Raw genomic sequence first — 14,564 nt, 5'->3', positions numbered from 1 at the left:
ATATCACTTGAGTAAAATGATATGTACATATGGTCTAAAAGGGTCGAGCTCCGTTTTAGATCCTAAAACGGCGGGCTCTAAAACTAGAACAATTAGCTTGCCACAACTCTTCAATTTGAGCGAAAAATAAGCGTAACAATAATTTAAGTTTTGTTACAGCCTAAACTTCAAAAACAAAGATTAGCCTGATGCGCATTACGTGAATAAAGCACATGATCAAGGACTATATTTGTTTTGGATGAATGTGAGGAGTTTGCAGCACTAAGCTTTTCGTGGCGCGTATGATACCATTGTCTAAGAAAAAGTGAGCAATTAAACTGCATTTTTTTTCACTTTTTTTTAGACGTTACGGAGCTACAATTTCTAGGCTGTAATTGTCAAAGCTTTTTCGTTCAACCGGCAAGGTAAATTCAAATTTGAACGGGCGATCATGCGGAATACGCTGGATGCCTTGCAAACTCTTGATGAGATATTCACGTGAGTTCAATGTATAAATGGCAACTTCTTCGCCATCGGCATGCAGGGTGATTTTTAAGTTTGGAAGCAATAGACTTGACTCGTGCTGATTGAGCAGGACACCACTAAATTGGGTTTTATCCTTGCCAGTACGTTTGACTTTTAGCTTATTAATAGCGATTAGGTTGTATTCCTGCTGCAAGGTATTACATTTTAGTGCCTGACAGACAGGGCTAAACACTGTACTGAGCATCGGACTGTTGTTGAGTAATTTAGGATTAAACCACAGCACCTGAAACATCAGGACAAAAAGCAGCACGATATTGACGCTGCCCCAAAGAACATAATATCCCCAACCACGCGGTTTGTCCTGTTCATGACTCACGACACGTTCCGTATTGGAGAGGTTCAAGCCAGAGAATGTGCTTAGCGGTTCACTGGTGAAATAGTTCAGGTTGTTCAAATAAGTTTGTAAATCGATATTCGAGTTTTCGATTTTGCGGTTAAAAATATCGAGCAGGCGAGACTGTGAGGGATTGGTATTGAAACCGGCAAGTGCTGCTGCCACTGGCGTGTTACTTGCCAAAATTTCAGCTGTATCATGCTGAACCAGATGGGTTAGGGCATTAAAATTTTGTGAGCATTTGGGACAACAAACCATACCCTGCGCAGCAGTGAGCTGGGTCAACGTAACGTTATAGACAGTTGAACACTTCGGGCAGCGGGTTTGTTTGTCACTCATAGGATCTTTTTACTCGTTTAATTCGACTGGCGCTTTCCTGAAATGCGGCACCAGTTTTCTTCGCGTTTTTCGATCTCTAATATATCAAAAAATTCTGAATAAACACGAGAAACTTCAGTAACTTGCTCTTCAATTACACCGGCAAGTGCGAACTCTCCAGCAGATTTAATTAAAGTTGAGAACTCTGGCGCAAGTGCCATTAGTGGGCCTGCCAAAATGTTGGCAACCAGAATGTCTGCTTGCTGACCTTGGAAAGCGGTGTTGAATTCTTCAGGTAACCCAACAAACAAGCGATCGTTGACTCCATTCAGTTCAGCATTTTGTTGAGTCGCGAGAACGGCTTGTGGATCGATGTCGGTGGCATAGACCTTTTTAGCACCTAATAAAAGTGCTGCTACGCCCAAAATGCCTGAACCACAGCCATAATCGATGACAATTTTGTCTTTCAGGTCTGTTTTACCTAACCATTGTAGACAAAGGAAGGTACTGGCATGGTTACCGGTACCAAAAGCTAAACCTGGATCCAGTTTAATATTGATGGCATCGGCTTCAGGTGGTTCGAGCCATTCCGGCACAATCCAGAATTTTTCTGAAATCTGGATTGGTTCATAATAATCCATCCATGCACGTTCCCAAGCCTGATCTTCGAGTTCTTCAGAGCGGATGGGTGCATCTGGCATTTGTGCGCGAATAAACGCTTCAAGCTTAGCGGCATCAATCGGATCGTTTTCATCATCCTGGTAGATGCCGGTTACAATCACTTTATTCCATAATGGAGTTTCACCTGGAAGTGGTTCGAGCAAGGCCTGATCTTCTGCGTCATCAAGCGTCACACTGACGGCACCCAAAGACAGCAGTAAGGTTTCAGTAAAATCAACTTGTTCTTGATCAACAGTAATATGAATTTGTAACCACTTCACGGCATTAACCTAATTCGTTTTCGTAAAGACAGTATTGTAATGGATTCCGTTTAGCTGCCTACCAGAAAATGAGTTTTTATCTGGATTGTTTTCTGGCCGATGGAATTTGTATGTCAATCTAAGAGTGAACACCATTTTGAGATGAGGTGATCATTCTGAATAAAATAACCCACGCCAAATGAAAAGAGCCGCATACGCGACTCTTTGGTAGAGATAAAGTTAAGTCAATCAGAAATTACTTCGGTTGCGGGGGAGTAAAACCTAAAGCGCATTTTCCTCGTACTTCAGCACCATTGATATTGGCACTCATTGCGGTGTGTGTACCGGCACAGGTGGTAAAGAGCTCACGTTCATTGCCCATAATGTCTCGGCTTTGTTTAGGGAAAAACTGTGGTTCACAGGTGCCATTCCAGATGATGCCACGATGAGCAAAGCTGACTTCAGTGCCTTGAGCCTTGCCCTTACATACCTTTTGATAGAGCTGAGCATCATAGATTTTTTCAACTTTATCATTCGCTTGTACCAAAGGACTAAGACAAAAACTGCAGAAAAGCACTGAGAGGAGGAGTTTCTTATTCATCGTTGTTTCCTTATTTTGTTATTCACATCAGTATCAGCATAAAAAATAATCAGAATAAGACAGTTTTAATCACGTAAGTTATGCAGCCGTTTGGTGTCTTTTTGCTGTCGATCTGCAAAAAATAGTTATTTTTATCTCTAACGCACAGGCGCGCGTAGCGCTCGGCTATAACAAGAAAATCGACTCAATTTGTCAACTTAAAGGCAAATTTTGCTATAATACTCAGTCATCCTTTTTTATCTCTCAATTACCACTATGCATTATCCTAAAGTTTACGATGTCATTGTGATCGGTGGCGGTCACGCGGGTACGGAAGCAGCGCTCGCTGCGGCGCGTATGGGTCGACAGACGTTACTTCTTACGCACAATATTGAGACTTTAGGGCAGATGAGCTGTAACCCGGCGATTGGTGGTATTGGTAAGTCGCATCTGGTTCGTGAAATTGATGCCTTGGGTGGTGCGATGGCACTGGCAGCCGATAAAGGCGGGATTCAGTTCCGTATTCTCAATTCGCGTAAAGGTGCGGCAGTTCGTGCAACACGTGCTCAAGCCGACCGTGTACGTTATAAGGCAGCGATTCGATATACGCTAGAGAATCAGGCCAATCTGGACATTTTTCAGCAAGCTGCTGATGACCTGATTGTAGAAGGGGATACCGTTAAAGGCGTTGTGACCCAGATGGGCATCCGTTTTGATGCCAAGACCGTGGTTTTAACTGCGGGAACCTTCTTGGGTGGCGTGATTCATATTGGTTTGCAAAATGCTTCCGGTGGTCGTGCGGGTGATCCACCGTCGATTGCTTTGGCGCACCGCTTACGCGAACTGCAATTACCCGTCGGTCGTTTAAAAACCGGTACACCGCCACGTATTGATGCACGCAGCGTTGATTTTTCGGTGATGACCGCACAACCGGGAGATTTTCCTTCTCCAGTGATGTCATTTATGGGCGATGTGTCGATGCATCCTGAGCAGGTCAACTGCTACATCACCCATACCAATGAAAAAACACATGACATCATTCGTGCAGGTCTGGATCGTTCTCCAATGTATACTGGTGTGATTGAAGGTGTAGGGCCTCGCTATTGTCCTTCGATTGAAGACAAAATTCACCGTTTTGCCGATAAAGACTCACATCAGGTGTTTTTGGAGCCGGAAGGTCTAGATACCCATGAGCTGTATCCGAACGGGATTTCAACCTCGTTACCTTTTGATGTGCAATTTGAATTGGTTCGTTCGATTCGCGGGATGGAAAATGCGCATATTTTGCGTCCGGGTTATGCCATTGAATATGACTACTTTAACCCGCAGTCCTTGAAATATACCTTGGAAACGAAGGCCATTAATAACCTGTATTTTGCCGGACAGATTAATGGGACAACCGGTTATGAAGAAGCCGGTGCACAAGGCCTGCTCGCAGGTTTGAATGCTGCACGTCGTGCCTGGGATCAGTCAGAATGGACACCAAAACGCGATGAAGCTTACATCGGGGTGCTGGTGGATGACCTGATCACGTTGGGTACTAAAGAACCGTATCGTATGTTTACCTCACGTGCAGAATATCGCTTGATGTTGCGTGAAGACAATGCAGACCAACGCTTGACGCCAATTGGCCGTGAACTAGGTCTGGTGGATGATGTACGCTGGGCAGCGTATTGTGAAAAAATGGACGCAGTAGAGCGTGAAACGGCGCGTTTGAAAGATCTATGGGCAGCACCGAACAACCCAATGGGCAAAAAGTTTGTGGAAATGACCGGCGCAGATTTATCGAAAGAGTGCTCTGCAATTGATCTATTGAAGCGTCCGAATATTAACTTCCAGCAAATTGCTGAGCTAACGGGTTCAGAGGTTTCTGCACAAGTGGGTGACCAGATCGAGATTGCTGTGAAATATGAAGGTTATATTAACCGTCAGCATGAAGACGTAGCCCAAATGAAACGACTGGAAGAGACCAAAATTCCTGTTGATTTTGATTATGATGCGGTTTCTGGTTTGTCACGTGAAATTACCCAAAAGCTGAAAACCGTACGTCCTGATACGCTGGCACAAGCGGGCCGTATCCCGGGTGTGACGCCAGCAGCAGTGCAGTTGGTGTTAATTACCATTCGTAAAAATGCTGGCACACGCAAATCAGCTTGATACTTTCAGCTAATCAAATAAAAAAGCCCGCTTCAGTGGGCTTTTTTATTGAATTTTTTCAAGGGCATAGTTTTTATCTATGGTTTGATTAGAAAATTGTTGTATAAAATCCATCGTCAAAAAATGATCTAAGTAAATGAATTAAGAATAAAAAACGATTTATGATTTAACTTTTAGGTATTAATTGAAGGCTGCTGGATACACCCGCTGCAAATAAACCCGACCATTGTAGTGCTATTTCATCCGCATGATCCGTCACAGAATAATTCGCTCAATAGGCGATGGAACGACGCTTTGCATCGTATGGATGGAGATTAGTGATGTTACAGACACAAACAGGTGGCTTACAAAAGAAGCTCACCATCTTTTTATGCTTCCTCGTGGCTTTTTTTGAAGGTTTTGATTTGCAGGCACCGGGGATTGCCGCGAAAGGAATTGCTGCCACTTTTGGCTTGGATCAGCTGCAAATGGGCTACGTCTTTAGCCTGGGAGTATTTGGTATGCTCTTCGGCGCCTTCTTTGGGGGGCGTGTCGCCGACTACCTGGGACAGAAAAAAGTCCTGATGCTGGCCGTGGCAATTTTTGGTGTTTTTTTTAGTATTTCCGCGCTTGCCCCTAATCTTGAAGTTTTATATGTTGCACGCTTTTTAACGGGTGTGGGTTTGGGGGCTGCCATGCCGACGATGATTTCGGTCGTGGGGGATGAAGCAACCGAAGCTAATCGCGGCAAGTTAAACAGTCTGATGTACTGTGGTCTTCCGGTTGGTGCGATTTGTGTGGCAGGTTTAGGGATGTTTTTCCCGCAGATTTCTTGGCACACCCTGTTTCTGATTGGTGGTTTGGCGCCTTTACTGTTATTACCCTTCATGGCTTTGATCTTAAAAGACAAGAAAAAGCAGCAACAGGCTCAGGTGCAGCCAGAAGCTGTGCCTGCGATGAGTGAAATTCTGTTCAAAAATAAAAAATATGCCCATACGCTGCCGCTGTGGGTGAGCTTTTTCTTTACCTTGATGGTGAACTATATCCTGATCAGCTGGTTACCGAATCTGCTTATGGAACAAGGTTTGGAAAAGAAACAAGCATTTCTGGTGATGCTGGTGTTCCAGGTGGGTGCAGTGATTGGAACCTTAGCCTTGGGTTACCTGCTTGATCGTCTTAAATTGTGGCAAATGTCCGTGATCATTTATTTTGGTTTGTTGATCGCGGTATTTATTTTGTTCACTACAACTTCGGTTCCTTTGTTGATTTTTGCCGGAGTAATCGGTGGTATTTTCTCAACTGGCGGCCAGTCAATTTTATATGGGATTTCTCCGATTTTTTACTCACCTGCAGGGAAAGTCACCGGCGTGGGTAGTGCCATCTCCTTGGGACGTTTGGGTGCGATGACCGGTCCATTGTTAACCGGTAAAATTTTGGCACTGGGGTTGGGAACGACAGGCATTTTGATTGCAAGTGCACCTGGGATCGTGCTTTCTGCGGTTGCAGTTACGGCCTTATCCCGTTACAAAGATGCCCAGAAAAAACAAGTGTAATCCACTTTAAATCAGACTGCAGTTCAGGGTTACCTGGACTGCTTTGTGCTTTTTCATATAAATAATTCACAATAAATCTTTAACACAAATAGCGTATTAAGCAGTAGATCTTCTGATTTCTCATGTCGAAATCATCACGCTATAGTGATTGCATGTTCAACTGATGGAGGAGAAGCGATGACGAAGAAAATGATTCGCTATAATCGCAATGATCTGGCTTGCTAAAGCTAGCGCGATGATGCACTCAAACGTGTGCAAATTCACAAGAGGCGTGGGGCTAAAAGGTGAATTTGTGCTGTCGTCCACACAACAATAATAACAAGCTGATTTTTACAAAAATAATAATAATAAATCTAAGAGAGCTTTCGACCAGAAGCTCTCTTTTTTTATTCAGGTTTTGCCGATGCCTCTTCTGATTCATAGACGGCATGTGCGACTTCATCTGGTCGAATCGAAATAATTTTCTTACCAAAGCTGCGCAACCACCAGACCAGTTGTGAGGTAAAAGGCACGGTCGCGATTACTTCGACCTGATTCTCATGGTAAGGCTGAATGATCTGATCTTTGCTCAACTGACTTTCATAAAAATAGCTGGCATCATTTTCATGCATCACTAAATGCAGTTGAACCTGGTGAGTGGGGATATTGAAATCTACACGGAAACCTAAAGCGCCAGACTCAATGTATTCGTCAATGTTGAAATCAACAGGATGTAAAGCGCGTGAATTGAGCACAGTGGCTGACTTAAAACGGTGCAGAGCAAAGGTTTGCACATCACTTTTATCATGTCGGGTGCAGACCAGATAAATGATGGAGCCTTTTTGCACTAACCCTAAAGGGTTTAGCGTATAACGACGGTCTTCACCTTGGGCGGCACGGCTGCGGTAAAGGCACTCGATTTGTTTATCTTGCAGCAGTCCTTCATAAATTGCTTGCTGTGCTTGTCGTTCAACCACAGGAGGAATCAAGGGTTGAGTCGCGGGGACAATCCTGACCCGGTTCACCCATTGCCTTACGTTATTTTGTGTTGAAAGACTGCGCCGAGCCAGGTCAAACCAAGGATTCATTTCTTCAATCAGGCTCGGTGGCAGTAAATGCTTGAGATGCTCCTCAACCATCATAAAGGTTACCGCCTGTGAGCTGGTCATATGCGGCAAACTTTGGATCGGGGCATCTGAACGCCAGCGCCAGCCCTGAGGCACGGTTTTATTACTTTCTATAGGAAAACGTTGCGAAATCTGGTTCAAATCACGTTGGATGGTGCGCAAACTGATGTCGATGCCTTCACGTTGTAAAATTTCCTGCAGTTCACGTGTTCCCATCCATTTTCCGGTCGAAAGGCGGGACAGGATTTGCCATTGGCGATACAGGCTGTTTGATGTTTCTTTTTCTTGTGAAGACATAATAGAAGAATAAATCAGGTTAAGAAGAGAAAAATACCGCGCAATTCAACGCACGTTGGCAAACACAATAAAAAAACTTATCTATTTTGGCAAGCATTGCTGAAGCTGCTGTTTATATTCAGTCACAGATTATCGCAAAACTCTGCTTGAATTCAGCAGGACATCCGCGAATAAATAGAAAGAACAGGGATAGTGGCATCAAATTTGCATTTTTTGGCAAATAGAAGAGAAAACACCGAGGAACCATAATGTTAAAAGAAAATAATGAGTTTGCCGGATTAGCTACAGAAAATTATAGTGGTGAGTCGAGCTTGCCACCAGTTCTTGCTCGTGTTGAGGAGATGGCACCGACCACAGCGCATCTCTTTGATCAGTTAAAGTCGAGATTTTTTAATGAAATGCTCGATGATGCTTCGATGCATGGTGAAGCCTCGAAAAAAATCGAGCAGTGGTTGTGCCAACATACATTGGAGCAATTGGCTGAGCTGAACCAGCAAGCCAAGCAGCATTTCCTATATCAGGATATAACCTTTGCGCTGTATGGTGATCAGGCGGATTTACAACGCACGATTCCTTTTGATCTGATTCCTCGGGTGATTGCAAAAAAACAATGGGACAAAATTGCTGAAGGTTGTACCCAACGTGTTCGTGCACTGAACCATTTTTTACAGGATATTTACCATCAGCAAGACATTTTGCAGGCAGGACTGATTCCTGAACAGCAGATCTTTACGCATGAAGCATTTCAACCACATATGCTCAAGCATCAGTTGAAAGGCAATATTTATGCGCATATTAGCGGGATTGATATTGTTCGTGACGGTAAAGGTGAGTTTTATGTGCTCGAAGATAACCTGCGCACGCCTTCCGGGGTCTCCTATATGCTGGAAAGTCGCAAGATTAGCCAGCAATTGATGCCGGATTTATGCCAGTCCAATCCACTCTATGCCATTGAACAGTATCCGGCCTTGCTTCGGGAGATCTTGAGCGAAAATGCCGAGGTGGATCAGCCTTTTATCGTCGTGTTGACCCCCGGACGTTTTAACAGTGCCTATTATGAGCATGCCTTCCTTGCACGAGAAATGGATGTACCATTAGTCACGGGACAGGATCTTTTTGTGGAGCAAGATAAAGTTTATGTAAAAACGATTCGTGGTCGGCAACGTGTTGATGTCATCTATCGCCGTGTGGATGATGCATTTCTCGATCCGTTGATGTTCCGTCCAGACAGTTGTCTGGGGGTGCCGGGTTTGATGTCAGCCTACTTGCAGCATAATGTGGTGATTACCAATGCACCGGGCACCGGGATTGCAGATGACAAGTCGATTTATCCCTATGTGGATCAGATGATCGAGTTCTATCTGGGAGAGAAACCCATTCTCAACAATGTTCCGACCTATCAGTGCCGTAATGCGCAAGATCTGGACTATGTCATGCAGCATATCGATCAACTGGTTGTAAAAGAAGCGCAAGGTTCAGGTGGTTATGGCATGTTGGTGGGACCACAGGCTTCGGCTGCTGAGATTGCTCAGTTTAAGGATAAATTACGGCTTCAGCCTCATCTGTATATCGCACAACCAACACTGGATTTGTCCGTAGCACCGACCCTGACCGAAAAAGGACTGGCTGAGCGACATATTGATTTGCGTCCTTTCATTTTAAGTTCACCTTACCGCACTGAAATCGTGCCGGGCGGCTTAACCCGGGTCGCGATGCAAGAAGGATCTCTGGTGGTGAACTCCTCGCAGGGAGGAGGCATCAAAGATACTTGGGTAATTGATCAGCTACATTCCTGAAGCTGGAAGAGGGAAAAATTATCATGATTTTATTAAAGTCGAATGCCCATAGTATTTATTGGTTAGCGCGTTATTTGACCCGGATTCAACAGTTATGTGCGCATCTGCCATTTGAACAGGATCAACACGCACATGCCTTTGCTCAAGGCTTTGGTCTGGATATTGATGATGCAGCCTCGCTGAATGCACTGATACAGAACTCTGTACAGTCCTTATCATTGAAGCAGCAGTTACAGCAGGTTCAGGCCAATCTTCAGGATTTACGTGGTGTGTTGTCAGCCAAAGTCTATGCTGAACTCAATCAACTGGTGCGTGCTGCAAGCCAGCAACCCGTTACAATCTGTCGTGCAATCAGTCATTGTATTTCGTTACTTGAGGCTGAGTCACCAGAAGTATGGACATTTTTTGCGTTGGGCCAGCAGCTGGAATTACTGGACTGGCAGATCCGCTTACAGCAACCGACAGTGCAACATATTCATAAATTAGCACAGTGGTTGGATGCTTTGGATGTGATGGGGTGGCATATGATCAATGCAGCTTGGCATGATTTTAAAAAGCAGCCCGAGTTAATCCAACTGTATGCGTTAACGCAACAGTTACAGATAGAATTCGAGGCGGCAGCATGAAGTTGATGGTGAATCACCAAACTCATTATCACTATAGTGAATGGTCATTAAACAGTGTGCAGTACATCAAAATGACACCGCAAAGCAGCGCACATCAGCAGGTGCTGGACTGGAATATTCAGGTTCCTGGTGTATCGGTAACGAAACGCGATGCCTTTGATAATATTTGGATCAGCAGTCAACAGCGCTATGCTTACCAGCAGTTGAGTATTATGGCACAAGGGATCATTGTCATTAATCCTGATGCAGAAATAGGAGTAGCCGGCCGGATTCAGCCTCAGATTTTTTTACAGCCTACCATGCTCACACAATGTAATGCAGCGATGCTGGAGTTTGCACGGCATTACGTGACCCAGCCGAGTCGCAATTGTCTGATCGAACTCGCACAAGCACTTTTGGCTCATATCCCCTATGTGCCAAATATCACCACCGTACATACCTCTGCAATTGATGCTTTTATGCATCGACAAGGGGTATGTCAGGATCATAGTCATGTCTTTATCGCCATGTGCCGTGCCTTGGGTTTGCCGGCGCGTTATGTCTCCGGCTATCTGTATGTACCGGAAACGCTGCATCTTGCCAGTCACGCATGGGCAGAAGTGTTTTTAGACCATTCATGGTATTGTTTTGATGTCAGTAATCAGTTGTTCACCCCAGGTTCGCATATTTATGTGGCCTTAGGCCGGGATTATTTTGATGTTGCCCCCATTCGCGGGGTGCGTGAGAAAGGTGGAATCGAGCAGATGGATTCCACAGTACAGGTTTTACGTTGTTAGAAAAGGGATATTGAAAATGACATACTGTTGCGCGATGCGGTTAAAAGATGGTTTGGTCTTTGTCAGTGATACCCGTACCAATGCTGGCGTCGATCATATCTCGGTTTTTCGAAAACTGTTTACCTTCGGCATTAAGGGAGATCGTTTTATCACGATCCAAACGTCTGGCAATTTGGCCACCACTCAGGCCGTGATTGGCCATCTGGAAAATCATCTGACCTTAAAACAGGAACCCCATCTCTATAGTGTCAATACCATGTTCGAAGTGGCGGAACTGGTCGGACACACCTTAAAAAAGGTGATTGAGGAAGTCACCACCGATAAGCATGAACAGAGCAATTACTACTGTAATATTATTGTCGGTGGACAGATTCGGGGTGGTGAGATGCAACTGTATCACATTTATCCGCAGGGGAATTTTATCTGTGCGACCAGTGATACGCCGTATTTCCAGATTGGAGAAAGTAAATATGGCAAACCGATTCTGGACCGTGCGTTGCACTATACCATGCCCCTCGACGAGGCTTTTCGCTGCTGTTTGATCTCTTTTGATTCAACCTTGCGTTCCAATGTTTCGGTGGGGATGCCCTTGGATGCGGTGATTTATCAAAAAGATAGTCTCAATGTGCCCTGTAGCAAGCGTATTTATGAACAAGATCCTTATTTTCAGAGTATCAGCCGGCAGTGGTCTGAAACCTTGCGAAAAGGGCTGCAGGCGATGCCGAAACCTGATCCTGATTATTGCAAATAGGATCAGATTATTCTGGCTACAAATGAACGTATGATCAGCTTGATCCAAGCCAACTGAAATTTACAATAAATGACGACGCGGACGTGTGGTCATTCGGCACAGCAGTTCATAGCCAATCGTACCATTTGCTGTTGCCACATCATCCACTAAACGATGTTTGCCCCAGAGTTCAACTTCACTGTCTAACCTTGCGTCTAATCCTGTGACATCAATTGCGATCATATCCATGCTGACTCGTCCAATCACGGGCGTGAGCTGACCTTGAACAGCGACAAAATTCGGCTGTAGATAGGCACGTGGGTAGCCATCACCGTAACCAATCGAGACAATCGCAATCGTCATGGTCTGTTCAGCGGTAAACGTTGAACCATAACCGACCTGTTCACCGGCCTGAATGGTATTCAGTGCAATAATCTGCGCGGTGAAAGACATTACCGGTTTTAAATCTAAAGCATGTACATTTTGGTCGGCGAAAGGGCTCGCACCGTACAACATAATGCCGGGACGAACATAGTCAAAATGCAGTTCTGGCCATTTAAAAATAGCGGCGGAATTACAGCAAGAGGCGAGAATGGGATCACATGCTGCTTTTACTTGTAAAAACTGGTTTTTTTGCTGTTCATTCAAGGGGTGATCCGCATCTGCATTGGCAAAATGCATGGCCAATACACAAGTAAAACCTTCGGATTTAAGTAATTGAATGACATCAATAATTTCAGGTAGCTTAAATCCTAAACGGTTCATGCCACTATTGAGCTTGACCCAAACTTTAAGACCCTGTGCAATATAGGCCGTTTTATGTGCACGTAACCAGTCCAGTTGCTGCTGGTGATGGATGATGCACTCAATTCTATGCTCAATGACACTCGGCATTTCATCGGCACTAAATACCCCTTCAATCAGGGTAATGTCATTTTGATAGCCCAATGTACGAATTTCCAGTGCTTCTTCGAGACAGGCTACACCAAACGCGTCAGACTCTGCTAAGGCTGCTAAACAATGCTCCACTCCATGTCCATAGGCATTCGCTTTGACCATACTGACAATCTTGGCGGTTGGAGCAAGTTGTTTGACACGGTTAAAATTATATTGCAGTGCTGTACTGTCAATACAAATGGTAGCTTGACGCACCCTGGAACTCCTTGGGGGAATTAAAAGGCTGTTTAACAATGAAAACAGACAGCCTGAATCAAAATGAAAGGCAAAAGTTACAAATGGTATGGGGCTTTTGCGCTGCTTGAGCCGTATTTTAGACCTGTCAGTTAAAAAAACTAGGCTGTATCTATTATTCTCATTAAATCCTATGTTTTATAGAAGATTTAAAACAGTTTGGCTTTTTATTCGTCATCATCAAACTGGTTGTAATATTCCGGAGATAGATTACTAAAGCGGGTATATTGGCCTTCAAAAGCCAAACGTACCGTACCGATTGGGCCGTTACGTTGTTTACCGATAATGATTTCAGCGGTACCGGCTTCCTTCGATTCCTTGTTATAGACTTCATCACGGTAAATAAACATGATCAAGTCAGCATCCTGCTCAATTGCACCGGATTCACGTAGATCCGACATGACTGGACGTTTATTCGGGCGGTTTTCCAGAGAACGGTTCAGCTGAGACAAGGCAATCACCGGACATTGCATTTCTTTAGCCAGTGCTTTCAAACTACGCGAAATTTCAGAAATCTCGCCGACACGGTTATCACCCATACCTGGAACTTTCATCAATTGCAGGTAGTCGACCATAATACAACCCAGTTTTCCACCGTGCTGTTTGGCAATCCGGCGTGCACGGGCACGTAACTCAGTCGGTGGCAGGGCAGAAGAGTCATCAATATACAGATGCTTTTCCTGTAACTGCAAAATGGTACCAGTGACTTTGGACCATTCTTCACCATCGAGTTTACCAGAACGTAAATGCCCCTGATGCACTTTGCCATAAGAAGAAATCAAACGCATAGCAATCGAGTCTGCAGGCATTTCCATCGAGTAGACCAGCGCAGGTAAATTACAGTTAAACAGCACACTTTCAACCAGATTCATGGCAAAAGTGGTTTTACCCATCGATGGACGTGCCGCGACAATAATCAGATCGCCGGCCTGCATGCCAGAGGTTTTATTGTCGAGTTCCATAAAGCCGGTTGATAAACCGGTGATATTGCCATCGAGTTGGGAAAGTTCGTTTAATTTATCAAATACGTCGGCAACGACTGATGTAATCGGTTTTGGACCGCTATCTTTCTTATTGTTGTTATGCTGTTCCGCCAGCGAGAAAATATTGGTTTCTGCCAAGTCCAGAATTTCACTCACGCTACGACCCTTCGTGTCATAAGCATTCTGCAAAATTTCGCTACTGACTTTGATCATATTTCTTAAGGTGGCGAATTCGCGAATCTTGTTGGCGTAGGTTTCCAAGTTATAAAAACTTGAAGGGGAGTCCGCCATCAGTTGCATCAGATATTCTTCACCACCTGCGGCTTCGAGCAGGTTTTGTTTGATCAGCCAGTCATTGACTAGCACTGCATCATAAGGTGAGTTTTCCTGTGCCAATTTTTCGATCGCACGGAAAATATATTTGTGTCGGGTGGCGTAAAAATCACTTTCCTTGAGAATATCACTGACTTGTTCAAAGGATTCAGCCACTGTCATCAATGCGGCTAACACGGCCTGTTCAATGGACAGGTTGTGTGGAGGGGTACGGAACTCTTTGAGATGGCCTGAATCTGCAGATTTTTTATTGTCAGCATTGACCGTAGGAAATGGCGTAGTGACGCTTGCCTGAGACATAAAGAGCCCTGTAGATATTCAGCAAAAAATGGAGAGTAAAGACGGAAAATTTGTTCTCTA

The 14,564-nt window shown here is 44.5% G+C and carries 12 protein-coding genes; 6 read left to right on the top strand and 6 right to left on the bottom strand.

Annotated elements, in window-relative coordinates:
- Nucleotides 1–346: 346 nt before the first annotated feature.
- From PGW99_RS06785 to PGW99_RS06775, 3 genes are all read right to left on the bottom strand, one after another.
- Nucleotides 347–1,198: a DUF3426 domain-containing protein gene (locus PGW99_RS06785; protein ID WP_273776826.1), complete on the bottom strand. Its 852-nt coding sequence runs from the start codon at nucleotides 1,196–1,198 to the stop codon at nucleotides 347–349.
- Between the two features lie 17 nt (nucleotides 1,199–1,215).
- A complete protein-coding gene (prmA, locus tag PGW99_RS06780) occupies nucleotides 1,216–2,118 on the bottom strand; it encodes a 50S ribosomal protein L11 methyltransferase (RefSeq protein ID WP_273776825.1) in 903 nt (300 codons plus the stop codon).
- 235 nt (nucleotides 2,119–2,353) lie between these two features.
- Nucleotides 2,354–2,698: a hypothetical protein gene (locus PGW99_RS06775; protein ID WP_273776824.1), complete on the bottom strand. Its 345-nt coding sequence runs from the start codon at nucleotides 2,696–2,698 to the stop codon at nucleotides 2,354–2,356.
- 255 nt (nucleotides 2,699–2,953) lie between these two features.
- Here PGW99_RS06775 and mnmG point away from each other — a divergent pair, with 255 nt between their 5' ends.
- Both mnmG and mhpT read left to right on the top strand, forming a co-directional pair.
- Nucleotides 2,954–4,834 carry a tRNA uridine-5-carboxymethylaminomethyl(34) synthesis enzyme MnmG gene (gene mnmG / locus PGW99_RS06770; RefSeq protein ID WP_273776823.1) on the top strand — a complete coding sequence of 627 codons (1,881 nt, stop codon included), beginning with the start codon at nucleotides 2,954–2,956 and terminating at the stop codon, nucleotides 4,832–4,834.
- Nucleotides 4,835–5,154: 320 nt separating this feature from the next.
- A complete protein-coding gene (mhpT, locus tag PGW99_RS06765) occupies nucleotides 5,155–6,366 on the top strand; it encodes a 3-(3-hydroxy-phenyl)propionate transporter MhpT (RefSeq protein WP_273776822.1) in 1,212 nt (403 codons plus the stop codon).
- Nucleotides 6,367–6,752: 386 nt separating this feature from the next.
- Here mhpT and PGW99_RS06760 read toward each other — a convergent pair whose 3' ends face one another.
- Entirely contained in the window at nucleotides 6,753–7,769 is a 1,017-nt protein-coding gene (locus PGW99_RS06760; RefSeq protein WP_273776821.1) for a helix-turn-helix transcriptional regulator, read from the bottom strand.
- 248 nt (nucleotides 7,770–8,017) lie between these two features.
- Between PGW99_RS06760 and PGW99_RS06755 the strand changes: the two genes are divergently transcribed.
- From PGW99_RS06755 to PGW99_RS06740, 4 genes are read left to right on the top strand one after another with little or no spacing between them, the layout of a single operon-like run.
- On the top strand, nucleotides 8,018–9,565 hold the full coding sequence (locus PGW99_RS06755) for a circularly permuted type 2 ATP-grasp protein (RefSeq protein WP_273776820.1): 1,548 nt from the start codon (nucleotides 8,018–8,020) through the stop codon (nucleotides 9,563–9,565).
- A gap of 23 nt (nucleotides 9,566–9,588) precedes the next feature.
- Nucleotides 9,589–10,191, top strand: a complete 603-nt coding sequence (locus tag PGW99_RS06750) for an alpha-E domain-containing protein (RefSeq protein WP_273776819.1) — start codon at nucleotides 9,589–9,591, stop codon at nucleotides 10,189–10,191.
- Nucleotides 10,188–10,967, top strand: coding sequence for a transglutaminase family protein (locus PGW99_RS06745; RefSeq protein WP_273776818.1), 780 nt, complete (start codon nucleotides 10,188–10,190; stop codon nucleotides 10,965–10,967). Before PGW99_RS06750 ends, PGW99_RS06745 begins: the two co-directional genes overlap by 4 nt.
- 16 nt (nucleotides 10,968–10,983) lie before the next feature.
- Nucleotides 10,984–11,718, top strand: a complete 735-nt coding sequence (locus tag PGW99_RS06740; protein WP_273776817.1) for a proteasome-type protease — start codon at nucleotides 10,984–10,986, stop codon at nucleotides 11,716–11,718.
- 60 nt (nucleotides 11,719–11,778) lie between these two features.
- Here PGW99_RS06740 and alr read toward each other — a convergent pair whose 3' ends face one another.
- A complete protein-coding gene (gene alr, locus PGW99_RS06735; protein ID WP_273776816.1) occupies nucleotides 11,779–12,849 on the bottom strand; it encodes an alanine racemase in 1,071 nt (356 codons plus the stop codon).
- A 206-nt stretch (nucleotides 12,850–13,055) separates the two neighbouring features.
- Complete coding sequence (dnaB, locus tag PGW99_RS06730) at nucleotides 13,056–14,504, bottom strand: replicative DNA helicase (RefSeq protein WP_273776815.1); 1,449 nt, start codon at nucleotides 14,502–14,504, stop codon at nucleotides 13,056–13,058.
- Nucleotides 14,505–14,564: the final 60 nt, after the last annotated feature.

The sequence above is a fragment of the Acinetobacter sp. GSS19 genome (assembly GCF_028621895.1).
In the GTDB taxonomy this organism is placed as follows: Bacteria; Pseudomonadota; Gammaproteobacteria; order Pseudomonadales; family Moraxellaceae; genus Acinetobacter.
The sequence above is the reverse complement of the archived record's forward strand: the minus strand, read 5'-3'. Positions and strand labels throughout refer to the sequence as shown.

Excerpts from the sequence above, each read along its gene's own strand:
- PGW99_RS06785 (WP_273776826.1), bottom strand. The coding sequence starts at position 1,198 with ATGAGTGACAAACAAACCCGCTGCCCGAAGTGTTCAACTGTCTATAAC.
- PGW99_RS06775 (WP_273776824.1), bottom strand. The coding sequence starts at position 2,698 with ATGAATAAGAAACTCCTCCTCTCAGTGCTTTTCTGCAGTTTTTGTCTT.
- PGW99_RS06755 (WP_273776820.1), top strand. The coding sequence starts at position 8,018 with ATGTTAAAAGAAAATAATGAGTTTGCCGGATTAGCTACAGAAAATTAT.
- PGW99_RS06740 (WP_273776817.1), top strand. The coding sequence starts at position 10,984 with ATGACATACTGTTGCGCGATGCGGTTAAAAGATGGTTTGGTCTTTGTC.
- PGW99_RS06745 (WP_273776818.1), top strand. The coding sequence starts at position 10,188 with ATGAAGTTGATGGTGAATCACCAAACTCATTATCACTATAGTGAATGG.
- mhpT (WP_273776822.1), top strand. The coding sequence starts at position 5,155 with ATGTTACAGACACAAACAGGTGGCTTACAAAAGAAGCTCACCATCTTT.
- PGW99_RS06760 (WP_273776821.1), bottom strand. The coding sequence starts at position 7,769 with ATGTCTTCACAAGAAAAAGAAACATCAAACAGCCTGTATCGCCAATGG.
- PGW99_RS06750 (WP_273776819.1), top strand. The coding sequence starts at position 9,589 with ATGATTTTATTAAAGTCGAATGCCCATAGTATTTATTGGTTAGCGCGT.
- mnmG (WP_273776823.1), top strand. The coding sequence starts at position 2,954 with ATGCATTATCCTAAAGTTTACGATGTCATTGTGATCGGTGGCGGTCAC.
- dnaB (WP_273776815.1), bottom strand. The coding sequence starts at position 14,504 with ATGTCTCAGGCAAGCGTCACTACGCCATTTCCTACGGTCAATGCTGAC.